This is a genomic window from Streptomyces spiroverticillatus, from assembly GCA_014650415.1.
In the GTDB taxonomy this organism is placed as follows: Bacteria; Actinomycetota; Actinomycetes; order Streptomycetales; family Streptomycetaceae; genus Streptomyces; species Streptomyces spiroverticillatus.
Genome location: BMUX01000013.1, coordinates 35,154 through 56,434, shown reverse-complemented (window position 1 = coordinate 56,434; position 21,281 = coordinate 35,154). Strand labels below are relative to the sequence as shown.

Here is a 21,281-nt window from a genome sequence, read left to right as displayed (position 1 = left end):
CCGCCCGCGATCCGACGCCCACTGTCCCGCTCCCCGCCCCTCCCCCACACTGGGGTCATCACTCCGGTGGTGAGGAGGCGCGACATGCCGAGGCACTGGGTGGCAGGCAGGCGTCCGAGCCGTCTGCGACAGGACGGCACGGCGACCACGGGCACCCCCCGAGCCGCTCCCCGCACGCACGCCCGGCCCCGCGCCCTCGCCGCCCTCCTGGCCGGCGCTCTGCCCGTGCTCACGTTCCCCGCCCCCGGCCTGTGGTGGTTCGCCTACGTCGCCCTCGTGCCCTGGATGCTGCTGCTCCGGTCGGCCCCGACCGGGCGGCGGGCCGCACTGGAGGGGTGGCTGGGCGGGGTCGGGTTCGTGGTGGCGGTGCACCACTGGCTGATGCCGAGCCTGCACGTGTTCATCGTGGTGCTGGGGGCACTGCTGGGGCTGCTGTGGCTGCCGTGGGGTGTGCTCGTACGGGTCCTGCTCGGCGGCAGGCCGACGGTGCCCCGTGCACTGGCCGCCGTCGCCGTGCTGCCCTCGGGGTGGCTGATGGTGGAGCTGGCCCGCTCCTGGGAGGGGCTCGGCGGTCCCTGGGGGCTGCTCGGCTCCTCGCAGTGGGACGTGACGGCCGCCCTGCGGCTGGCCTCGCTCGGCGGGGTGTGGCTGGTGACCCTGCTGGTCGTGGCGGTGAACACCGGTGTCGTCATCCTGCTGACGCTGCCGCACGCCCGTAACGCGGCCCTCTGTGCCCTCCTCGCCTGCGCCGTCCTCACCGGGGCCGCCTGGGCCTGGGCCCCGCGCCCCGCGCCCGACCGCACCGCCCGGATCGCCGTCGTACAGCCCGGTGTCTTCGACGGCATCGGCAGCACCGAGCAGCGTCTGGCGCGCGGCGAGGAGCTGACCCGTACGCTCGCCGACCGGCGGGTGGACCTGGTGGTGTGGGGCGAGAGCAGCGTCGGCGAGGACCTGACGGCCCGGCCCGACGTGGCGGCGCGGATCGCCGCGCTGTCCCGGGCGGTGGACGCGTACGTCCTGGTCAACGTGGACGCCCGGCGTTCCGACCGGCCCGGCATCTTCAAGTCGTCGGTGCTGGTGGGCCCGGACGGGCCGACCGGGGCGCGCTACGACAAGATGCGGCTCGTCCCGTTCGGCGAGTACGTCCCGGCGCGCGCCCTCCTCGGCTGGGCGACCTCGGTCGGCAAGGCGGCGGGCGAGGACCGCATGCGGGGCACGGCCCCGGTGGTGATGGAGCTGCCGAACGGGCTGCGGCCGGGCCCGCTGGTCTGCTTCGAGTCGGCGTTCCCCGACATGAGCCGCCGCCTGGTCAGGGACGGCGCGGGCCTGCTGATCGCGCAGTCCGCGACGTCCACCTTCCAGGACAGCTGGGCCCCCGGGCAGCACGCGACGCTGGCCGCGCTGCGGGCCGCCGAGACGGGCCGGCCCATGGTGCACGCCACGCTCACCGGGGTGAGCAGCGTGTACGGGCCCGACGGCCGCCGGATCGGGCAGCCGCTGGGCACCGACCGCAGCGCCGCCGCCGTCTACGACGTACCGCTGGCGAAGGGCCTGACCCCGTACGCGAGGTTCGGGGACTGGGCGGTGTACCTGGCGATGGCCGTGCTGGCGCTGCTGCTCGCCGCCGAGGGGGTGCGCAGCCTCAGGAAGCCTGCTCCAGAGCTGTCCGTACCACGCGCTCGCACAGCTCGTGAGTAGCGAGCGCGTCGCGTGCGCTGACGAGCTTTCCGGCGCGTACGGAGTCCAGGAACCCGGTGACGGCCTGCTCGATGCCGCGCTGGCGGGCGACGGGCACCCAGTCGCCGCGGCGGCGGACGCTCGGCTGGCCCTTGTGGTCGATGACCTCGGCGAGGTTGACGACCTGCCGCTTGGTGTCCTGGCCCGCGACCTCGAGGATCTCCTCGGTGGAGCCGGACATGTGGTTCATGGTGCCGATGGCGGTGAAGCCGTCGCCGGAGAGCTGGAGAACGACGTGGTGCAGCAGGCCGTCCACCATGCGTGCGCGCACGTCGACGTGGTCGATCTCGCCGGGGGCCAGGAAGCGCAGGGTGTCGACGACGTGGATGAAGTCGTCGAGGACGAAGGTGCGCGGCTCCTCGGGCAGGCCGACCCGGTTCTTCTGCATCAGGATCAGGTCGCGCGGGTGGTCGGCGCACTGCGCGTAGCCGGGGGCCAGGCGGCGGTTGAAGCCGACGGCGAGGCTGACCCCGCGCTCCTCGGCGAGCTCCACCAGCCGTACGGAGTCGGCCAGTTCGTAGGCGAGGGGCTTGTCGACGTACGTCGGGACGCCCGCCTCCAGCAGTGCGGTGACCAGCTCGGGGTGCGCGGACGTCGACGCGTGCACGAACGCGGCGTCCAGGCCCTGCGCGAGGAGTCCGTCGAGCGTGGTGTGGGTCTGGGAGGTGGGGATGCGGTGGGTCTCCGCGACCTGGGCCAGCTTGGCGGCCGTACGGGTCTGGAGGTGGATCTCGACCCCCGGAAGGGTCGCGAAGACGGGCAGGTACGCCTTCTGCGCGATGTCGCCGAGGCCGATGACGCCGATCTTCACGGGGGTCTCCCTCTGTGGTGCTAGGCCTGTTGTGCCTGGTGAACGGGTGTCCCGGCAGCATACGTGCGCTGCGGGGGACGCCAGTCGCAGACTCCGTCGAAGGCCCGCAGGGCGAGCGCGGAGGGGCCCAGGCTCGCGAGCCTGAGCACGGCGTTGCGGACGGCGGTGCCGGGTGCGCTGTCCAGCATGGCCAGCCCGGCGATCTTCGCGGACTTGGCGACGATGCCGGTGGTGCGGGGCAGCCGGTCCGCGGTGAAGGCGGCGAGCCCCGCCCCGAGGTCCGCGGCCGGGTCGAGGTGGTGGCCGAGGACGACGCCGTCCTCGATGGACTGGTTGCCGCCCTGGCCCATGGTCGGGCACATGGCGTGCGCGGCGTCGCCGATGAGGACGGTGCGGCCGCGGTGGAAGGAGTCGAGCGGGGTGCTCATGTGGAAGACGTCGTGCCGCAGAACGCCGGACTCCTCGGTGGCGGCGACGATCTGCGGGATCGGGTGGTGCCAGTCGCCGAAGCGGCGCAGCAGTTCGGCCTTCTCGCCGTCGGCGGAGCGGCCTCCGGCGGGGGTGCGGGCGGCCCCGTACGCGTAGATCCGGCCGTCCTTGAGCGGCTGGGTGCCCCAGAGCCGTCCGCGCCCCCAGGTCTCGTGCGGCGCGAAGGGCTCAGCGGGTGCGGGGACGACGACCCGCCAGGTGGTGAACCCGGCGTAGACGGCCCCGGGGTGCTCGGGGAAGAGGACGCTCCGGACGCCCGAGCGCACGCCGTCGGCCCCGACGACGAGGTCGGCCTCGATGTCGCCTTCGTCGGTACGGACCAGGGCGGGCCGGCCGCCCGGCTCGCCCGCGTCGACCAGCGAGGCGGCGGCGCCGGTGCGGATGATGCCCTCGGGCAGTGCGGAGCGCAGGACGTCCACGAGGGTGGCGCGGTGCAGCAGCACCAGGGGTCCGCCGAAGCGTTCGGCTGCGGCGGCGCTGTCCATACGGGAGAGCCAGCGGCCGTTCGGGGCGCGCATCCCGCCCTCGCCCTGCCAGGCCGCGAGCTCGCGGACGGTGTCGCCGAGGCCGAGGACGTCCAGGGCGCGCAGGGAGTTGGGGGCGAGGCCGATGCCCGCGCCGACCGGCTCCAGGGAGGCGGCCCGCTCCAGGACGGTGACCTGCCGGCCGCCTTGGTGGAGGGCGACGGCAGCGGTGAGTCCGCCGATTCCGCTGCCGACGACGACGGCGCGGCGGGGCTGGTGCGGGGTCCGGGGCTGGTGCGGGGACATGACGCCTCCTGGGTGACTACACCTGTAGTGACCTCTCGAACGCTACTACACATGTAGTGAGCGCGGTAGATTGGCCCCATGACCGCACCCACCTCCCCGGACTCCCCCGCCGCCTCCCGCACCGAGCGCATCGCCGACGCCGCGCTGACGCTCCTGGTCGAGCGCGGAATGCGCGGGCTCACCCACCGGGCCGTCGACGAGACGGCGGGCCTGCCGCAGGGCTCGACCTCCAACTGCGCCCGCACCCGGCAGGCCCTGCTGGAGCTCGCGGTGCGCAGGCTGGCCGTGGTGGAGGGCGAGGCGTTGGGGGTGGGCGCGCTTCCGGGACCGGGTGCCGCACTCGACCTCGACCGGCTCGTGGACCTGCTCTCCCACGTCCTGCACCGGTATCTGACCGAGCACCGCTCCCTGCTGATCGCCCGGTACGAACTGGGCCTGGAAGCCACCCGCAGACCCGAGCTGCGGGAGTTCTACGACGCGACGGGCCGGGCGGGCTTCCGGGAGCCGCTGGTCGCGCTGATGACGGCGGCCGGTTCGAAGGAGCCCGAGCGGCACACGCTGTCACTGGTCGCGTGGGTGGAGGGGCTGATGTACTCCTGCGCGGCGGGCTCGTACCACGCGTCGGTGCCGACCAGGGAGGAACTGCGCACCGGGTTCGGCGAGTTGCTGCGCGGGATGCTGGGTGCGCAGACCCTTCCGTACCGTACGTAAGCACCTGGCCCGCACGTCACTCATGTGGGGCAATATCGGCTTCCCGGCTTCCCCAACGGGGGCCGCGATCAGCAGAGTTGCGCGGGTGCACCGAACAAGAACCGTGACGAGAACCGCCGCGACCCTTCTGGTGGGGGTCGCCGTGTCGGCCGTGTCGGGCTGTGTGTCCGCGGGAGCCGGGCAGCCCGCCCCGCCCGCGGCCCAGTCCCCCGCCGCCCAGCAGCCGCGCCCGCCCCAGCTGCCCCACCTGATCGGGAACGGCGGCGATCCCGAGGAGCTGGTCGAGGCCCCCGTCCACGAGGTGCTCGAAGCGGCCCTGCTGCCCTCCGAGCGCGCCCCCGAACCCGCCGCCGCCCCGCCCGTGCCCCGCGAACCCCGCCACCACGCCGACACCGACGCGCCTGCGCAGCCGCCCGCGCGCCGGGCCGCGGCCCCCGAATCCGCCCCGCACAAGAAGCCCAAGCCCCACCACGAACCGGACCGCAAGAAGCCCGCTCTGCCCAAGCTGCCCACCTCGGCGGCGGACGTGTGCGCGCTGGGCACCGGCTACGGCGGCTGGAAGCCGAACAGCCCGGAGGCCCGCATCTGCCGCGAGACGTACGGGGGTTGACCCCGCCCCTCGGCCGGCCCCGCCCCTCGGCCGGCCCCGCTCTCGGCTAGCCCGGCTCCCCCGCCAGCCTCGCCTCCAGCCGCCCGATGGCCTCCCGCACCCCCAGCGCCGGGCGCCCCTGCTCCGTCAGCGCGTCGGACAGGGCGCGGGCCCGGCTCAGATGGATGCGGGCGGCCTCCGGGCGGCCCAGCTTCACGTAGTCGGCGGCCAGGCCCAGGTGCAGGGAGGGGCGGAAGCCGTGCAGCTCCGCCGACGGGCGTTCGCCTCCCCGGCCGCCGTCGCGCCCGTCGGCGGCCGCCAACGCCCGCAGGTCCCACAGCAGTTCGTCCCGGGGGTCGTCCTGCGCGTCGGCCAGGTAGTGCGCGGCCATGCAGCGGTGCCAGGGGTCGCCCTGCGTGCCCAGCTCCTCCCACAGCGCCTCGAACCTGCTGCGGGCCTCCTGCCGGTCACCGGCGTGCAGCAGGATCGCCGTCTGCCCGATCCTGGTCATCACGGCGTCCCCCGACGCCTCCTGCTGCTCCACCACTGCGGCCTCCGCTGCGCACGCTGTCATCGACTGTCCCCGTGACGCTAGCCGCAGGCGGGGACGATCGGGCTCAGGCTCAGCCCAGGTTCGGGATGGTCCAGTCGATCGCCTCGTGGCCCTGCTCGGCGACGGCGGCGTTGATCTGGGTGAAGGGGCGCGAGCCCCACCACTTCTTCGCGGACAGCGGGGACGGGTGAGCGCCCTTGACGATCGCGTGCCGCTCGGCGTCGATCAGCGGGAGCTTCTTCTGCGCGTAGTTGCCCCACAGCACGAAGACGGCCGGGTCGGGGCGGTCCGCCACCGCGCGGATGACGGCGTCGGTGAACTTCTCCCAGCCCTTGCCCTTGTGCGAGTTGGCCTCGGCCTTGCGGACGGTGAGGACCGCGTTGAGCAGCAGGACGCCCTGCTCGGCCCACGGCATCAGGTAGCCGTTGTCCGGGATCGGGGTGCCCAGCTCCTCGTGCATCTCCTTGTAGATGTTGCGCAGCGAGGGGGGTGTCTTGACGCCGGGCTGCACGGAGAAGCACAGCCCGTGCCCCTGGCCCTCGCCGTGGTACGGGTCCTGGCCGAGGACCAGGACCTTCACCTGGTCGTAGGGGGTGGCCTCCAGAGCGGCGAAGACCTGCTCGCGCGGGGGGTAGACCGGGCCGGCCGCCCGCTCCTCCTCGACGAACTCCATGAGCTCCTTGAAGTAGGGCTTCTCCAGCTCTTCGCCGAGGACCCCGCGCCAGGACTCGGGCAGCATCTGGATGTCCGTCACGTCAACAACCTCCGGTGAGCGATTCGTTCTCTGGCAAAGAACCTACCGGCCACCACTGACAACGCCGCCCGAGCCCCGTGCGTACCCCTCCGTACCCCTAGTCCCAGCTGGTCTTGCGGTACAGCTCCCACACCTGCATGACGGTCTGCGGGTCGAGCGTGAGCTCGGTGCCGCCGACGTCCTCCAGGGCGGCGACGTACATCTTGCCCTGCCACAGCGGCAGCAGCCGGGCGTCGTGCATCAGCACCTCCTGGGCGCGCACGAAGTAGTCGGTGGCGTTCTCGCGCTTGATCTCGCGGCGCGACTTGGGCAGCAGCTCGCCGGTGATCTCGGGGACGACGTACGGGGTGGAGATCGCGTTGCGCTTGCCGACGAACGGCGAGACGAAGCTGTCGGGGTCCGGGTAGTCCGGCGCCCAGCCGCGGCCGAAGACGGGGAAGGAGCCCTTCTGCACGCCCTTCTGGAACTCCTTCCAGGGCAGCCCCTTCACCGTGACCTCGAACAGCCCGGAGGCCTCCAGCTGCCGCTTCAGCTCGGCGAACTCCAGGGCGGTCGCGGAGCCGTAGCGGTCGGTGGGGAACCAGAAGGCGAGCGGCACGCGTTCGGTGATGCCCGCGGTGCGCAGGATGCGCTTCGCCTGGGCGGCGTCGGCCCTGCCGTACTCGTCGAAGAAGTCGGTGGTGTGCCCGGCGATGCCGGTCGGCACCATCGAGTAGAGCGGTTCGGCGGTGCCCTTGTAGACCTTCTCCACGAGGGTGGGCCGGTCGACGAGCTGGGCGATGGCCCGGCGGACGGCCGGCTTGGCGGCGTACTTGTCCTTCGGGTTGAAGACCAGGTAGTGGATCTCGGAGCCGGGCGACTCGGTGACGTGGATCGGCCCGTCCGCCTGGTCCTGGAGGCCGACGACCTGCTCGGCGGTCAGACCGCGGAAGGTGGCGTCGATCTGCTTGTCCTTGAGCGCCTTGACCATCTTCGCGGAGTCGTCGAAGTAGCGGATGGTCACCGCGTCGTTCTTGCGGTCGGCGAAGCCCTTGTAGGACTCGTTGCGCTCCAGGTCCGCGCCGGAGTCGGCGCCCTCGGCGCGGTAGGCCTTCAAGGTGTACGGGCCCGAGCCGACCAGCGAGTCGTCCTCGCGCAGCTTGGTGGACGGGTACGCGGCCGGGCTGACCAGCGACATGCCCGGGGTGGCGAGGACGAACGGGAAGGTGGCGTCGGGCTTGTTGAGCCGGAAGACGACCTTCTGCTTGCCCTGCGTCTCGACCTTGTCGAGGCTGCTGAGCAGGCCCGACGGACCGCCGTCGGCGTTGATCTTCACGATGCGCTCGATGGAGTGCCGGACGGCGTCGGCGTCGAGCGCGGTGCCGTCGGAGAAGGTCAGGCCCTCCTTGAGCGTGCAGGCGTAGACGCGGTGGGCGGTGTCCGCGAAGCCGCACGTCTGCGCGGCGTCCGGGGAGGGGGACACGGTGCCGGTGGGATAGCTCAGCAGGGTCTGGAAGACGTTGCGGTAGAGCTCCCAGGAGCCGTCCCAGGCGCCCGCCGGGTCCAGTGTGCTCGGTTTGCTCGTGGTGCCCACGCTCAACCGGTGTTCCGTGTCGGAACCCTCGTCGGTCAGCACCCCGCAGCCCGCCAGCAGGGATATGGACGTGAGGGCTGCGGCAGCCCGCAGTCTCCTGGCCCGGTCAAACACGTGCACGCTCCTCGTTCAGCCGTGGGATCGGCAGACCATACCTCAACGGCCCGCCGGAGCAACGTGGTTGTCCAGCGAGCCGTCACAGGGAAGGAACACAGAATTCCGCCCAAGCCGGGTGCGAGGGGAACTACCGCGCACCCGTCTTCACCAATGCTCCTCAGCCGACACCGGCGTTGAGGAAGATCCCGCCGTCCACGACGAGCGTCTGCCCTGTGATCCAGTCCGACTGCGCGGAGGTGAGGAAGGCCGCCGCGCCGCCGATGTCGGAGGGCACGCCGAGCCTGCCGAGCGGGTACGCCGCCGCCGCTTCCTCCTCGCGGCCCTCGTAGAGCGCCTGCGCGAACTTGGTCTTCACCACGGCCGGCGCGATGGCGTTGACCCGCACCAGCGGGGCGAATTCGTGCGCGAGCTGGACGGTGAGGTTGATCATCGCGGCCTTGCTCATGCCGTACGCGCCGATGAACGGCGAGGCCGAGACGCCCGCCACCGAGGCGATGTTGACGATCGCCCCGCCGTTCGCGGACTGCCAGGCCTTCCAGGTCTGCTGGGCGAAGCCGAGCGCCGAGATGACGTTGGTCTCGTAGACCTTGCGGGCGACGTTCAGGTCCATGTCGGCCATCGGGCCGAACACCGGGTTCGTCCCCGCGTTGTTGACCAGGAAGTCGACCCGGCCGAACGCCTCCATGGTGCGCGCCACGGCGACGGCCTGGTGCTCCTCGTCGGCCGCCTTGCCGGCGACGCCGATCGCACGGTCAAAGCCGAGCTTCTCGACGGCCTCCTTGAGGGCGTCCTCGTTGCGTCCGGTGATGCACACCCGGTCGCCGCGGGCGACCAGGGCCTCCGCGACGCCGTAGCCGATGCCGCGGCTGGCACCGGTGATGAGGGCGACCTTGCCGCTGTCCTGCACTGCTTCACTCATGTGCTCGAAGTCCCTTGGCTCGGCAGGTCAGTTGAGGGGTCCACCGGCGACGTACATGACCTGGCCGGAGACGAAGCCCGCCTCCTCGCCGGTGAAGAAGGCGATGGCGTTGGCGATGTCCTCGGGGCGCCCGACGCGCTGCACCGGGATCTGGGTGGCGGCGGCGGCCTGGAAGTCCTCGAAGCCCATGCCGACGCGGGCGGCGGTCTGCGCGGTCATCTCGGTGACGATGAAGCCGGGGGCGACGGCGTTGGCGGTGACGCCGAACTTGCCGAGCTCCTTGGCGAGGGTCTTGGTGAAGCCCTGGAGTCCGGCCTTGGCGGCGGAGTAGTTGACCTGGCCGCGGTTGCCGAGCGCCGAGGACGACGACAGGTTGACGATCCGGCCGAACTTCGCGTCCACCATGTGCTTCTGCACCGCCCGCGACATCAGGAACGCGCCCTTGAGGTGGACGCCCATGACCATGTCCCAGTCCAGGGCACTCATCTTGAAGAGCAGGTTGTCGCGGAGCACGCCCGCGTTGTTGACCAGGATGGTCGGCGCGCCCAGCTCGGCGGCGACGCGCGCCACGGCGGCCTCCACCTGCGCCTCGTCGGACACGTCGCAGCCGACCGCGAGGGCCTTGCCGCCCGCCTTGGTGATCTGCTCGACGGTCTCGGCGCAGGCCGCCTCGTCGAGGTCGAGCACGGCCACGGCGCGCCCCTCGGCCGCGAGCCGTACGGCGGTGGCGGCGCCAATGCCGCGCGCCGCCCCGGTCACGATCGCAACGCGCTGCTCGGTGGTGGACATCCCTGTTCTCCTCGCCCTTGGGAACCGGTCCCGGGGGACCGCTCAACTGCTGAGCAACCGCTTAGTAGCCTCAGCAGTCGTGACGCTAGAAGCCACGGCACCCGGTGTCAACGGCCGCCCCGGTACCCGACGAAGGTCACACGGTGTCCACCCGTGTCAGCGGACCAGCAGGTCGAGCAGCCGTTCCAGCTCCGCCTGCGGATCGGCCGTCAGTCCGGTGTGCACGGGTCCGGGCTGTACGACGGCGGAGCGCGGCGCGCTCAGCCACCGGAACCGCCGCCCCGGTTCGTCACCGGCCGCCTGTCCCGCCGCCTCGCCGCCCCCGCAGAGGCCCTCCACCGCGTGCAGCGCGGCCCGGACGCCCACGACGTCGGCACCCGGGTCGAGCACCCGCAGCTTCTCCTCGTCGAGGTGGGTGAGGGCGGCCGCGTACGACTTGGCCCGGCAGTAGACCATGACCCCCGCGTTGAACATCTCGCCGCGCTCCACACGCGGCACGACGCGCAGCAGCGCGTACTCGAAGACGTGCCGCTGGACGGGGTCCTTGGCACTCGGCGGGACGGGGGCCTTCACACTCAACTGCTCGCTCACTTCTCGCCGCCGTCCTGCTGGGCCTTCTTCGTGGGGTGCGGCAGCGGCTTCAGCCGCTCCTTCAGCCAGCCGGGCGCCTGCGAGGGCCGGTCCTCGGTCGGCGCCTCCAGGACGATCCGCTCGTGCACGGTCGCCGCGCGCGGCAGCAGCGCGTCCACGTACGCCCGGCGCAGCGCGTCGGTGCTGTCGAAGCCGGGCTCGTCGGCCAGCCATACGTCGGGCACCTGGGCGGTGACCTCGGTGAGCAGTTCCTCCGTCACCAGCGGCGCCAGCTTGGCGGCGGCCGCCGCGATGTCGGGCCGGAAGCGGGCCAGCGCGTGGTCGGAGGCGTTGTAGGGCTTGGCCGAAGCGGTGGCGGCGGTGGGCCAGTTGTGGTGCCAGATCATGGTGGCGCCGTGGTCGATGAGCCACAGGTCGCCGTGCCAGACCATCATGTTGGGGTTGCGCCAGGAGCGGTCGACGTTGTTGATGAGCGCGTCGAACCACACGACCGCGCCCGCCTCCCCGGACCCGACCTCGTACGCCAGCGGGTCAAAACCGATCGACCCCGGCAGGAAGTCCATCCCGAGGTTCAGCCCGCCGCTCGCCTTGAGCAGCTCCTGCACCTCCTGGTCGGGCTCGCCAAGACCGATGACCGGGTCCAGCTCCATGGCCACCAGCCGCGGCACCCGCAGCCCGAGCCTGCGCCCCAGCTCCCCGCAGATGACCTCGGCGACGAGCGTCTTGCGCCCCTGTCCGGCGCCGGTGAATTTCATGACGTACGTACCCAGGTCGTCGGCCTCGACGATTCCGGGGAGCGAGCCGCCCTCACGCAGGGGCGTGATGTAGCGGGTCGCTGTGACTTCGGTGAGCATGCCGTCAGGCTAGCCGGACGGTCCGCGCCCGAGACCGTGCGCCCGGCTCCTGTCATAGTCGGAGCATGGTGTGGTCACCCGATCCGAAGGCACTGGACGGCCGGGTCGCCGTCGTGGCGGGGGCGACGCGCGGGGCCGGACGGGGCATCGCCGCCGCGCTCGGTGAGGCCGGGGCGACGGTCGTCTGCACGGGGCGCAGCAGCCGTGTGCACGGCAGCGGGGCGTCCGACTACGACCGGCCCGAGACGGTCGAGGAGACGGCGGAGCTGGTCACCCGGCTGGGTGGGCGAGGGGTCGCCGTGCAGGTGGATCACCTTGATTCGGGGCAGGTGGCGGGGCTTGCCGGGCGGGTGCGGGAGGAGTTCGGGCGTCTTGATGTGCTGGTGAACGACATCTGGGGCGGCGAGCTGCTCAAGGGCGGTCCGGCGCGGTGGAACACGCCCCTGTGGGAGCTCGATCTCGACGACGGGATGCGGCTGCTGCGGCTCGCCGTCGACACCCATCTGATCACCTCGCACCAACTGCTGCCGCTGCTCATCGAGCGGCCCGGCGGGCTGCTGGTGGAGGTGACGGACGGGACCCGCGAGATCAACGCCTCCTGGTACCGGATCTCCGTCTTCTACGATCTGGCCAAGGCGGCCGTGAACCGGCTGGCCTTCTCCCAGGGCCACGAGCTGGCGCCGTACGGGGCCACCGCGCTCGCGCTCACCCCGGGCTGGCTGCGTTCGGAGATGATGCTGGACAACTTCGGTGTCGACGAGGAGACCTGGCGCGACGCCCTGCTGCCGGACCGGCCCGGGGGCCTGCCGACCGCCCCCGAGGGGTTCGCCGCGTCGGAGTCGCCGCGTTACGTGGGGCGTGCGGTGGCCGCTCTGGCGGCCGATCCCGATCGGCGGAAGTGGAACCAGCAGTCGCTGACCTCGGCGCGGCTCGCGGTGGAGTACGGCTTCACCGATGTCGATGGCACCCGGCCGGACAGCTGGAGCGGGCGGCCCGGCGCGGATGCGTGGAGACTGGGCGTGTTCCCTGCCCCGACCCCCTGCCGGCGGGGGCCCGACGTACCGGAGAGCACCGCATGAGGATCACCATCACCAGCGTCTTCGTCGACGACCAGGCCAAGGCGCTGAGCTTCTACACGGACAAGCTGGGCTTCGTGACGAAGCACGACGTGCCGGTGGGCGGCGAGGACCGCTGGCTGACCGTGGTGTCGGCGGAGGACCCCGGGGGCACCGAGCTGCTGCTTGAGCCCGACAAGCACCCCGCCGCGCAGGCCTACAAGAAGGCGCTGGTCGCGGACGGGATTCCGGCGGTGCAGTTCACGGTGGACGACGTGAAGGCGGAGTTCGAGCGGCTGAGCGCGCTCGGGGTGCGCTTCACCGTGGAGCCGATGGAGGCGGGCCCGGTCTGGGTCGCCGTCCTGGACGACACCTGCGGCAACCTGGTGCAGATCGCCACCCAGCCCTAGGACGTACGGCGAAGGGGCGGGCCGGAGCACTTCCGGCCCGCCCCTTCGCGGTGTCTGCCGGGCGTCGCCCCGGTTCCGCGTGTCTACCGGGCGTCGCCCCGGTTCCGCGTGTCTACCGGGCGTCGCCCCGGCTCCGTACCAGAAGCCACAGGAAGTACGGCGTGCCGATGACCGCGGTGACGATGCCCGCGCCGATCTGGGCGGGCGCGATGACCGTACGGCCGATCATGTCCGCGACGCCCACCAGCACCGCGCCGAGCAGGATCGCCACCGGCACCACCCGCACGTGCCTGCGGCCCACCAGGGCGCGGGCGGCGTGCGGGGCGACCAGGCCGACGAAGGCGATGGTTCCGGCGGCGGCGACGGCCGACGCGCTCAGCAGCACGCCGAGGGCGAGCAGGACGAGGCGGGAGCGGGAGAGCCCCAGGCCGAGCAGACGTGGGGTGTCCTCGTCGAGGGAGACGAGGTCCAGCTCGGTGCGCCGTACGAAGGCCACCACGATCCCCAGCACCAGCACGACGGTCAGCGGCACCATGTCGGGGAAGGTGCGCCCGTACGTCGAACCGGACAGCCAGGTCAGCGCCTTGATCGCGTTGAACGGGTCGGTCAGTACGAGCAGCAGGCCGATCAGTGCGGTGGTCGCGGTGGCGACACCCATGCCGACCAGGACCAGGCGGTTCTGCTGGAAGCCGCCGCGCGCGGAGAGCCCGAAGACGATGACGGCGGCGACGGCCGCGCCCGCGAAGGCGGCGAGCGCCATGCCGACCGGCCCGGCCAGCGGGACGGTCGTCACCAGGACGACCGCGCCGAGCGCCGCGCCGCCGGAGACTCCCATGACGCCGGGTTCGGCGAGCGGGTTGCGGGTGACGGCCTGGATGAGGGTGCCCGCCAGTGCCAGGGCCGCGCCCGCGAGGACGGCGGCGAAGACGCGCGGCACGCGGGTGTCGAGGACGAAGGCGACGGAGCGGACCGCGTTGCCCTGCGCCCAGTTGACGACGTCGCCGAGCAGGAGCTTGGAGTCGCCGAGGAGCACGGAGGCGATCAGAACACCGGCCAGGACGGCGACGAGGACACCGGTGACGGTCACGAAGACCGTACGGCTGCGGATGCGCAGTTTGTCCGGCGGCGACGCGGCGCCCAGGTCGCGGCCCCTGGTGGCGAGGGTGACCAGGAAGACGGCGCCGACGAGGCTGGTGACGACGCCGGTGGGCACCGACACGGCGGTGTCGGAGGGCACCAGGGAGCGCAGCACGACATCCGCGCCGAGGACCAGGACCATGCCGATGAGCGCGGAGGCCGGGACGTTCCCGCGGACCTTGGCGAAGACGCGGTAGCGGCGGGCCAGGACGCGGACGACGGCCGGGGCGACCAGGCCGACGAAGCCGATGGGCCCGGCGAGCGTGACGGCCGCGGCGGACAGCAGTGCGGCGAGGACGACGGTGATGACGCGGGTGGAGCGGACGTTGACGCCGAGGCCGCGGGCCGCATCGTCGCCGAGTGCCAGCGCGTCGACCCGGCGGGCCACGAGCATCAGCCCGACGAGCCCGATCACCAGCAGCGGAAGCATGGACAGGACGCCGCCGAAACCGTTCTGGGCGATGCTGCCCTGGTTCCAGTGGCGGAGCCCGTCGGTCTCCAGGGGGAAGAGCAGTTGCAGGCCCTCGGTGACGGCGGTGAGGCCCAGGGTGAGGGCGGTGCCCGCGAGGACGAGGCGGACGGTGCCCGCGCCGAGCCCGGACATGCCGAGGACGATCGCGGCGGCGGCGAGCGCGCCGACGAAGGCGACGCCGGAGGAGGCCAGCAGCGGCAGGGAGATGCCGGTGGTGGCGACGACGCCGAGCGCCAGGTAGGAACCGGCGTTGACGGCGAGGGTGTCGGGTGCGGCCAGGACGTTGCGGGTGACGGACTGGAGGGCGGTGCCCGCCATGCCGAGGATCGCGCCGACGAGGATTCCGGCGGCCATGCGCGGCAGCCGGGAGGCGAGCACGACGGAGGAGTCCCCCGTGTCGGCCTGTCCGGTGAGCGCCTTGAAGACCTCGGCGGCGCCGACACGGGCGGTGCCCTGGGTGATGTCGACGACGGCGAGGACGGCGACCAGCAGGACGAGAGCGGCCGTCACCGCTACCGCGCCGCCCTTCCGGGAGACCGCCGCCGGGGTGGGGGCGGCGGGTGCGGTGGTGGTGACGGCCATGGTGGTTGCTTCGTGTCCCCTCGTTACTTCTTCAGGGCGGCGACGAGGGAGTCGGCGTACTTCTCCATCGAGGCGGTGCCGCCGAACATCCAGACGCCGTCGGGCAGACGGTAGGTCTTCTTGTCCTTGACGAACGGCAGGGACTTCCAGACGGCGTTGTCCTTGAGCTGGTTGTCGAAGACGGTGCTGCTCTTGTCGGCGTCGTTGGAGATGTAGCCGAAGTGGGTGTCCTTGTCGAGCTTGGTCAGGCCCTCGACGTCGGTGGCGCCCAGGCCGTACGCCTTGTCGCCCTCGACCTTCCACGGGTTGACCAGGCCGAGCCGGTCGTTGACCGCGCCGAACAGGGAGCCCTTGGTGAAGGCGCGCAGGCTGACCTGGCTGCCGTTGGCGTAACCGTCGGCGAAGGCGAACTTGGTGCCCTTGTGGCCGTTCTTCTCCAGCTCCGCCTTGGCGGAGGCCAGCTTGGCCTCGAAGCTCTTCTTGAGCTCGTCGCCCTTGGCGGTGGTGCCGGTGGCCTTGGCGATGAGGTCCAGGTTGGCGGTCATCGTGCCGATCGGATCCTTGGCGTCGGCCGCCTTCAGGTTCAGGACCGGGGCTATCTTCTCCAGCTGCTTCACGGCGGCCGGGGGAAGGTCCGTGGTGGCGACGATGAGGTCGGGGGCCAGGCCCGCGACGGTGTCCATGCTGGGCTCGCCGCGGGTGCCGATGTCCTTGGGGGACTTGGTGAGCGGGGCGGCCTTGTCCCAGTCGGTGTAGCCCTTGACGTCGGCGACGCCGACCGGCTCGACGCCGAGCGAGACGAGGTGCTCGACGACGTCCCACTCGGTGCCGACGACCTTCTTGGCCGGGGCGTCGAGCTTGACCGTCTTGCCGTCGCCGCCGGTGAGCGTGATGGCCTCGGAGACCTTCTTGTCCGTCTTCTTGTCCGCGGCGGGCTCGGTGGTGCCGCAGGCGCTGAGGGCGAGGACGGCCGTGGTGGTGGCCGCGGCGGCGAGGAGGAGGTGTCGCTTCATGACGGGGACTTGAGCCTTTCGGAGTGCGCGGGGGTGCGCGTCGAGCAGTTCGGAGTGCGCGGGGTGCGCGTCGGGCGGAGGGTGGAGCGGAGGGAGAAGTCTGGGGTCAGGCGTGCACGTCGACCTGCGCGGCCGTCTCGCTCTGCGGGGCGTCGCTGTCGAGCATGCGTACGCCGTCGGAGGTGCGCCGGGTGTGGTGCCGGCCGAGGGCGCGGGTGCGCAGCTTCCCGGTCAGCGGGTCGGTGGAGACCTCGATGCGGATGCCGTACGTGTCGGTCAGGCGCTCCGGGGTGAGGACGTCCTCGGGGGTGCCGTCGGCGATCACGCGGCCCGCCTTCAGCAGGACGATGCGGTCGGCGACGGCGGCCGTCTGGTCGAGGTCGTGCAGGACGACGCCGACGGCGATGCCGTGGTCGTCGGCCAAGTCCCGTATGAGGTCGAGCAGTTCCACCTGGTAGCGCAGGTCGAGATACGTCGTCGGCTCGTCCAGGAGCAGTACACCGGTCTCCTGCGCGAGGCACCCGGCGAGCCACACCCGCTGGAGCTGGCCGCCGGAGAGGTGCTCGACGCCGCGCTCGGCGAGTTCGGTGACGCCGGTCATCGCGAGCGCCCGGTCCACGGCCTCGCGGCCGCCCGGGTCGGCCTTGCCCCAGCGCCCCCGGTAGGGGTAGCGGCCGAACTCCACGACGTCGCGCACGCTGAGCCCGCTGGGCGTGGGCCGCCCCTGGGTCAGCAGGGCGACGTGCCGGGAGAACTCACGGGGGGTCAGGGCGAAGCCGTCGGTGCCCTTGTCGAGGGTGAGCGCCGCGTGCCGGGGCTGCTGGAGGCGGGCGACGGTGCGCAGCAGCGTGGACTTCCCGCTGCCGTTCGGCCCGACCAGGACGGTGACCCGGCCGGGCGAAAGCTCCAGGGACGCCTCGTGCACGACGTCGACACCGTCGTACGCCACCGTCACGCCCGTGGCGTTGAGGGTGTGGCCACGGGGCGTCGTGGCCTGCGGAAGTTCTTCACCGGCTTTCACAGACTGAAGGTTAGCCTAACCTAAACTTGGCCGAAAACACCCTCTCCCGTTCCCGCCCTGACGGAGGCTCGGCCTCTCCGGCTCAGAGCTCGCGCGGCACCTTCTTCGCCTTGCTGCGGATGCTGAACGCGGTGACGACCTCGACAATGCCGGTCGCGACCAGCCAGCACCCGCCGATGACGGTGAGCACGGCGACCGAGTCCAGCGGCGAGCTGATCAGCACGACACCGCCGATGACGGTGAGAATGCCGAGGCAGATCTGCCAGCCACGGGCCGGAACGGCGGGGTCGGAAGCTGCGGCGATCGTCTGGGTGATGCCGCGGAACAGCCAGCCGATGCCGATCCACAGGGCGAGCAGAAGCAGTGACTGCATCGCACCGCGGAAGCAGAACAGGCCGAGCAGGATCGACAGCACACCACTGATGAAGGCCATCACCCGCAGGGCCGTCGAGACGTGCGTGCCGAACGCGGCGACCAGTTGCATCACACCGCTGACCACCAGGTAGACGCCGAAGAGCACGGCGACGGCGAGCAGCGTGGCACCCGGCCAGGCAAGCACCATGACGCCCAGCACCAGTGCCGCGAGTCCGGCGGCGAGCACCGCCTGCCAGGCCCCCTTGCCCAGCCGGTGCAGCGGGCCCTCCTCGGGGCGCGGGCCCCACTGCGGGCCCTGCGGCCCGTCGGTGGGCGGGGTGTGCGGGGTGGCCTGATCCGTGGTCATGGGTGACTCCTCCTGCCGAGGAAGTGCCGGGACCGGCCGGTGTGCGCGGGCCGGTGAACCGCCGATCACTCCACTAGAACAAACAGTCACCGCTCCCGCACGGCGAGCGAGGCCCCGCCCGTCTCCGGACATGCCGACCCGTAACCGGGTTGCTACGTTGGGCGACTAGTCACGCTTTGCTCCGTTTCCTCCCCTTCTCTCTGGGATCTGACGACTATGGGCGTTCTCAAGGACCATCCCGAGCTCGCACTCTTCCTGTGCCTGGCCCTCGGCTACCTGGTCGGCAAGCTCCGCGTGGGCCCCATCTCCCTGGGCGGCATCTGCGGCACGCTGATCGTGTCGCTGCTGATGGGCGCGTGGGCGAAGGTGCAGGTGTCGGGCGACGTGAAGAACGTCTTCTTCGCCCTGTTCATCTTCTCGCTCGGCTACATGGCGGGCCCGCAGTTCTTCTCGAATCTCAACCGCAAGAGCCTGCGCTTCTTCGCGCTCTGCTTCATCGAGCTGATCAGCGTGCTGGGCATCGCGTTCGGCCTCGCGAAGGCCTTCGACCTCGACGTCGGCACCGCGTCCGGCATCCTCGCGGGCGCGGCCACCGAGTCCGCGGTGGTCGGTACGGCGACGGAGGCGATCGGCAAGCTCGGCGACCTCACCCCGGACCAGATCAGCCAGTACCAGGGGCACGTGGCCACCGCGTACACCGTCTGCTACCTCTTCGGCCTGATCACGATCGTGCTCTACACCAGCCAGATCATGCCGATGCTGCTGCGCATCAACCTCGCCGACGCCTCCCGCGAGCTGTGGGAGAAGATGCGCGGCGGCAGCGGCCAGGGCGCCCTGGAGTCCGACGAACGCGCCGCGCTCCCGGGCCTGGTGGGACGTACGTATCTGGTGACGCACGCCGACGGCCGCACCGTCGGCGACCTGGAATCGGGGCTCGACGGCCGCATCACGGTCGAGGCCGTCAAGCGCGGCAGCAAGGTCTACCCGGCCGCCCCGAACTTCCGCCTCGGCCTCTCCGACCTGGTCCTGATCGTGGGCCGGCGGGCCAACATCATCGAGGCGGGCCGGCTCATCGGCCCGGAGACCCCGGGCATCCCCGGCCTCGACACCCCGCTGACCTCCCGCCAGATCGCGGTGACCGACAAGGCCACCGACGGGCTCACCATCGACCAACTCCAGGCGCAGCACCCGGAGTTCATCAAGGACGGCGTCTACATCACCGACGTCCTGCGCGGCGACCAGCAGCTGCCCGCCAACGGCGACACCGTCGTCCACCGCGGCGACGTCCTCACCCTGGTCGGCGCGCGCTCCGGGCTCTCCAAGCTGGTCGCCAAGATCGGCGCGGTGGTCAAGAACGACGCCACCGACTTCATCTACCTGGGCCTGGGCATCGTCGTCGGCTCCCTGATCGGCCAGTTGGTCGTCAAGCTCGGCGACGTCCCGCTCTCGCTCGGCACCGGCGGCGGCTGCCTGATCTCGGGCCTGCTCTTCGGCTGGTTCCGCTCCCGCTCGCAGACCTTCGGCGCGTTCCCCCCGCAGGCCGCGACCACGCTCAAGGACATGGGCCTGGCCCTGTTCATCGCCTGTACGGGCCTGGTCTCGGGCCCGCAGGCATGGCCGCTGCTCAAGGAGTACGGGGCGCTGCTGCCCTTCGCCGGAATCGCCATGGTGCTCGTACCCGCGACGCTCTCCCTGCTCGTCGGCCGCAAGCTCCTGAAGATCGAGAAGCCGCTGCTGATCGGCGCCATCGCCGGACAGCAGTGCTCGACCCCGGCGATCACCTCCATCACCCAGACGGCCCAGAGCTCGGTACCGATGCTCGGCTACACGATCACCTACACCCTCTCCAACTTCCTTCTCCCGCTGACGGGGCCCATCCTCGTCGGCGTTCTGGGGGCCTGACCCATGATCGATTTCCTGGTGCGGGACATCTTCAAGCCGCACCCCGAACTGCTCGTCTTCCTGGTCGTCGCACTCGGCTTCCTGGTCGGGAAGATCCACTACAAGACGATCGCGCTGGGCGCGGTCACCGGCTGCCTGGTGATGGGCCTGCTCTTCGGCGCGCAGCTGAAGGTGCCGGTCAACGGCACGGTGAAGGACCTGTTCTTCATCATGTTTCTGTTCGCCCTCGGCTACAAGGTCGGCCCCCAGTTCTTCCGGGGCCTGAAGAAGGACGGCCTGCCGCAGGTCCTCAACGCGGTCGTCGTCTGCGTGACCGGACTGCTGGTCGCCTGGGGTTTCGCGGCCATGCTGGGGTACGGTCCCGGGCTCACCGCCGGCCTGATGAGCGGCTCGCTCACGCAGTCGGCGGCGATCGGCGTCGCCCAGGACGCGATCAGCACCCTGCCGGGGCTCAGCGGCGCCGACGCGAAGTCCGAGGAGAACCTCGTCGCGGTCGGCTACGCGGTGACGTACCCGCTCGGCACGATCCTCTGCGCGATGCTGCTCGCCAACGTCCTGCCCCGCCTCTACCGGCGCAACCTGGCCGCCGAGAGCGCCACGCTCGCCAAGGAGATGGACGCCCCCAGCGACAACCCCGACCTGGGCGCGGGCTACTACGAGGTGGTGCTGCGCGCGTACACCGTGCAGCGCCCCGACATCGTGGGCCGCTCCATCGAGGACTTCGAGAACCAGCAGAAGGAACTGGGCCGCCGCATCTACCTCACCCAGGTCAGACGCGACGGCGAGATCCTCCCGCAGTCCCAGTCGACGGTCCTCGCCGAGGGCGACGTCGTCGCGGTCAGCGCCCTGCGCGGCGACCTGGTGGCGTACGACGCCCGCACCCACATCGGCGGCGAGGCCGACGACGTCGAACTCCTCGGCTACCAGACCGAGCACCTGCACGTCGTCGCCTCCGAGAAGGCCCAGCTCGGCAAGACCGTCGCGGACCTGCGCCGCGAGCCGTTCATGGTCGGCGTGTACGTCGACAAGCTGTACCGGTCGGGCGCGGAGTTCCCCTACCGCCTCTCCACGAAGCTGGAGCGGGGCGACACGCTGATCCTGTCCGGGCCCAAGCGCCTGGTGGACCCGGCGGGCAAGAAGATCGGCAAGCCGGTCCCCACCTCCTTCGCGACCGACATGATCTGGGTCGGCCTCGGCATCTTCCTCGGCGGCTGCATCGGCATCCCGGCGCTCACCGCCGGCGGTGTACCGATCTCGCTGTCGACCTCCGGCGGCGGCCTGATCATGGGCCTGGTCTTCGGCTATCTGCGCGGCAAGTACCCGACGTTCGGCAATGTGCCGCCGGGTGCGCAGTGGCTGATGGACACGCTCGGACTGTGCATGTTCGTGGCGATCGTCGGCATCAACGCGGGCCCCAGCTTCACCAGCGGCCTGTCCACGGCCGGCTGGGGGCTGCTGGTCTTCGGCGCGGTCACCACGGTGATCCCGCTGGTCGTCGGCTTCCTCTTCGGCCACTACGTGCAGAAGATCCGCTTCCCGATCCTGATGGGCGTCCTGGCGGGCGGACAGACCACCACCGCCGCGATCGGCGCCCTCAACGAGAACGCCAAGTCCCAGATCCCGACGCTCGGTTACACGATTCCGTACGCCGTCGGAAACGTGCTGCTGACCATCTGGGGCGCGGTCGTCGTCCTCCTCCACCACTGAACGC

20 protein-coding genes are annotated in these 21,281 nt (G+C 71.5%); 7 read left to right on the top strand and 13 right to left on the bottom strand.

What is annotated here, in order from left to right; all coding sequences use genetic code 11:
* The first annotated feature begins 84 nt into the window (after positions 1-84).
* A complete protein-coding gene (gene lnt / locus IE269_RS29410) occupies positions 85-1,698 on the top strand; it encodes an apolipoprotein N-acyltransferase (RefSeq protein WP_189826238.1) in 1,614 nt (537 codons plus the stop codon).
* On the opposite strand, the gene IE269_RS29405 is transcribed toward lnt, so the two are convergent.
* Positions 1,643-2,548, bottom strand: a complete 906-nt coding sequence (locus IE269_RS29405; RefSeq protein WP_189826237.1) for a Gfo/Idh/MocA family protein — start codon at positions 2,546-2,548, stop codon at positions 1,643-1,645. The genes lnt and IE269_RS29405 overlap by 56 nt on opposite strands.
* A 20-nt stretch (positions 2,549-2,568) precedes the next feature.
* Complete coding sequence (locus IE269_RS29400) at positions 2,569-3,807, bottom strand: FAD-dependent monooxygenase (RefSeq protein WP_189826236.1); 1,239 nt, start codon at positions 3,805-3,807, stop codon at positions 2,569-2,571.
* Positions 3,808-3,885: 78 nt separating this feature from the next.
* On the opposite strand from IE269_RS29400, the gene IE269_RS29395 reads away from it, so the two are divergent.
* Both IE269_RS29395 and IE269_RS29390 read left to right on the top strand, forming a co-directional pair.
* Complete coding sequence (locus tag IE269_RS29395; protein WP_189826235.1) at positions 3,886-4,518, top strand: TetR/AcrR family transcriptional regulator; 633 nt, start codon at positions 3,886-3,888, stop codon at positions 4,516-4,518.
* A 103-nt stretch (positions 4,519-4,621) separates the two neighbouring features.
* On the top strand, positions 4,622-5,128 hold the full coding sequence (locus IE269_RS29390; protein WP_189826234.1) for a hypothetical protein: 507 nt from the start codon (positions 4,622-4,624) through the stop codon (positions 5,126-5,128).
* A 46-nt stretch (positions 5,129-5,174) separates the two neighbouring features.
* On the opposite strand, the gene IE269_RS29385 is transcribed toward IE269_RS29390, so the two are convergent.
* From IE269_RS29385 to IE269_RS29355, 7 genes are all read right to left on the bottom strand, one after another.
* A complete protein-coding gene (locus IE269_RS29385) occupies positions 5,175-5,654 on the bottom strand; it encodes a hypothetical protein (RefSeq protein ID WP_189826391.1) in 480 nt (159 codons plus the stop codon).
* A gap of 76 nt (positions 5,655-5,730) precedes the next feature.
* Positions 5,731-6,414, bottom strand: a complete 684-nt coding sequence (locus IE269_RS29380; RefSeq protein ID WP_189826233.1) for a uracil-DNA glycosylase — start codon at positions 6,412-6,414, stop codon at positions 5,731-5,733.
* Positions 6,415-6,511: 97 nt separating this feature from the next.
* The gene (locus tag IE269_RS29375; protein ID WP_189826232.1) at positions 6,512-8,101 is read right to left on the bottom strand and encodes an ABC transporter substrate-binding protein; all 1,590 of its coding nucleotides are present in this window, start codon (positions 8,099-8,101) and stop codon (positions 6,512-6,514) included.
* Between the two features lie 160 nt (positions 8,102-8,261).
* On the bottom strand, positions 8,262-9,023 hold the full coding sequence (locus IE269_RS29370) for an SDR family oxidoreductase (RefSeq protein ID WP_189826231.1): 762 nt from the start codon (positions 9,021-9,023) through the stop codon (positions 8,262-8,264).
* A 27-nt stretch (positions 9,024-9,050) separates the two neighbouring features.
* Positions 9,051-9,812: a 3-oxoacyl-ACP reductase FabG gene (fabG, locus tag IE269_RS29365; protein WP_189826230.1), complete on the bottom strand. Its 762-nt coding sequence runs from the start codon at positions 9,810-9,812 to the stop codon at positions 9,051-9,053.
* Positions 9,813-9,968: 156 nt separating this feature from the next.
* Positions 9,969-10,403, bottom strand: coding sequence for a DUF3037 domain-containing protein (locus tag IE269_RS29360; protein ID WP_229898349.1), 435 nt, complete (start codon positions 10,401-10,403; stop codon positions 9,969-9,971).
* Positions 10,400-11,257, bottom strand: coding sequence for a HipA family kinase (locus IE269_RS29355; protein WP_189826229.1), 858 nt, complete (start codon positions 11,255-11,257; stop codon positions 10,400-10,402). The genes IE269_RS29360 and IE269_RS29355 overlap by 4 nt, the downstream gene beginning before the upstream one ends.
* A gap of 65 nt (positions 11,258-11,322) precedes the next feature.
* On the opposite strand from IE269_RS29355, the gene IE269_RS29350 reads away from it, so the two are divergent.
* Positions 11,323-12,336: an SDR family oxidoreductase gene (locus tag IE269_RS29350; RefSeq protein WP_189826228.1), complete on the top strand. Its 1,014-nt coding sequence runs from the start codon at positions 11,323-11,325 to the stop codon at positions 12,334-12,336.
* Positions 12,333-12,722 carry a VOC family protein gene (locus IE269_RS29345; RefSeq protein ID WP_189826227.1) on the top strand — a complete coding sequence of 130 codons (390 nt, stop codon included), beginning with the start codon at positions 12,333-12,335 and terminating at the stop codon, positions 12,720-12,722. The genes IE269_RS29350 and IE269_RS29345 overlap by 4 nt, the downstream gene beginning before the upstream one ends.
* 112 nt (positions 12,723-12,834) lie before the next feature.
* Here IE269_RS29345 and IE269_RS29340 read toward each other — a convergent pair whose 3' ends face one another.
* From IE269_RS29340 to IE269_RS29325, 4 genes are all read right to left on the bottom strand, one after another.
* Positions 12,835-14,913 carry an iron ABC transporter permease gene (locus tag IE269_RS29340; protein WP_189826226.1) on the bottom strand — a complete coding sequence of 693 codons (2,079 nt, stop codon included), beginning with the start codon at positions 14,911-14,913 and terminating at the stop codon, positions 12,835-12,837.
* Positions 14,914-14,936: 23 nt separating this feature from the next.
* A complete protein-coding gene (locus IE269_RS29335) occupies positions 14,937-15,926 on the bottom strand; it encodes an iron-siderophore ABC transporter substrate-binding protein (RefSeq protein WP_189826225.1) in 990 nt (329 codons plus the stop codon).
* Positions 15,927-16,032: 106 nt separating this feature from the next.
* The gene (locus IE269_RS29330; RefSeq protein WP_189826224.1) at positions 16,033-16,947 is read right to left on the bottom strand and encodes an ABC transporter ATP-binding protein; all 915 of its coding nucleotides are present in this window, start codon (positions 16,945-16,947) and stop codon (positions 16,033-16,035) included.
* Positions 16,948-17,029: 82 nt separating this feature from the next.
* Positions 17,030-17,668, bottom strand: coding sequence for an HdeD family acid-resistance protein (locus IE269_RS29325; protein WP_189826223.1), 639 nt, complete (start codon positions 17,666-17,668; stop codon positions 17,030-17,032).
* Between the two features lie 216 nt (positions 17,669-17,884).
* Between IE269_RS29325 and aspT (IE269_RS29320) the strand changes: the two genes are divergently transcribed.
* Together aspT (IE269_RS29320) and aspT (IE269_RS29315) are read left to right on the top strand one after the other, a co-directional pair.
* A complete protein-coding gene (gene aspT, locus IE269_RS29320) occupies positions 17,885-19,570 on the top strand; it encodes an aspartate-alanine antiporter (RefSeq protein WP_189826222.1) in 1,686 nt (561 codons plus the stop codon).
* A 3-nt stretch (positions 19,571-19,573) separates the two neighbouring features.
* Positions 19,574-21,277, top strand: coding sequence for an aspartate-alanine antiporter (gene aspT / locus IE269_RS29315; protein ID WP_189826221.1), 1,704 nt, complete (start codon positions 19,574-19,576; stop codon positions 21,275-21,277).
* Positions 21,278-21,281: the final 4 nt, after the last annotated feature.

Coding starts and splice junctions, on each gene's coding strand:
- aspT (WP_189826221.1), top strand. CDS start 19,574: ATGATCGATTTCCTGGTGCGGGACATCTTCAAGCCGCACCCCGAACTG.
- IE269_RS29370 (WP_189826231.1), bottom strand. CDS start 9,023: ATGAGTGAAGCAGTGCAGGACAGCGGCAAGGTCGCCCTCATCACCGGT.
- IE269_RS29395 (WP_189826235.1), top strand. CDS start 3,886: ATGACCGCACCCACCTCCCCGGACTCCCCCGCCGCCTCCCGCACCGAG.
- fabG (WP_189826230.1), bottom strand. CDS start 9,812: ATGTCCACCACCGAGCAGCGCGTTGCGATCGTGACCGGGGCGGCGCGC.
- IE269_RS29350 (WP_189826228.1), top strand. CDS start 11,323: ATGGTGTGGTCACCCGATCCGAAGGCACTGGACGGCCGGGTCGCCGTC.
- IE269_RS29335 (WP_189826225.1), bottom strand. CDS start 15,926: ATGAAGCGACACCTCCTCCTCGCCGCCGCGGCCACCACCACGGCCGTC.
- lnt (WP_189826238.1), top strand. CDS start 85: ATGCCGAGGCACTGGGTGGCAGGCAGGCGTCCGAGCCGTCTGCGACAG.
- IE269_RS29355 (WP_189826229.1), bottom strand. CDS start 11,257: ATGCTCACCGAAGTCACAGCGACCCGCTACATCACGCCCCTGCGTGAG.
- IE269_RS29340 (WP_189826226.1), bottom strand. CDS start 14,913: ATGGCCGTCACCACCACCGCACCCGCCGCCCCCACCCCGGCGGCGGTC.
- aspT (WP_189826222.1), top strand. CDS start 17,885: ATGGGCGTTCTCAAGGACCATCCCGAGCTCGCACTCTTCCTGTGCCTG.
- IE269_RS29325 (WP_189826223.1), bottom strand. CDS start 17,668: ATGACCACGGATCAGGCCACCCCGCACACCCCGCCCACCGACGGGCCG.
- IE269_RS29345 (WP_189826227.1), top strand. CDS start 12,333: ATGAGGATCACCATCACCAGCGTCTTCGTCGACGACCAGGCCAAGGCG.
- IE269_RS29400 (WP_189826236.1), bottom strand. CDS start 3,807: ATGTCCCCGCACCAGCCCCGGACCCCGCACCAGCCCCGCCGCGCCGTC.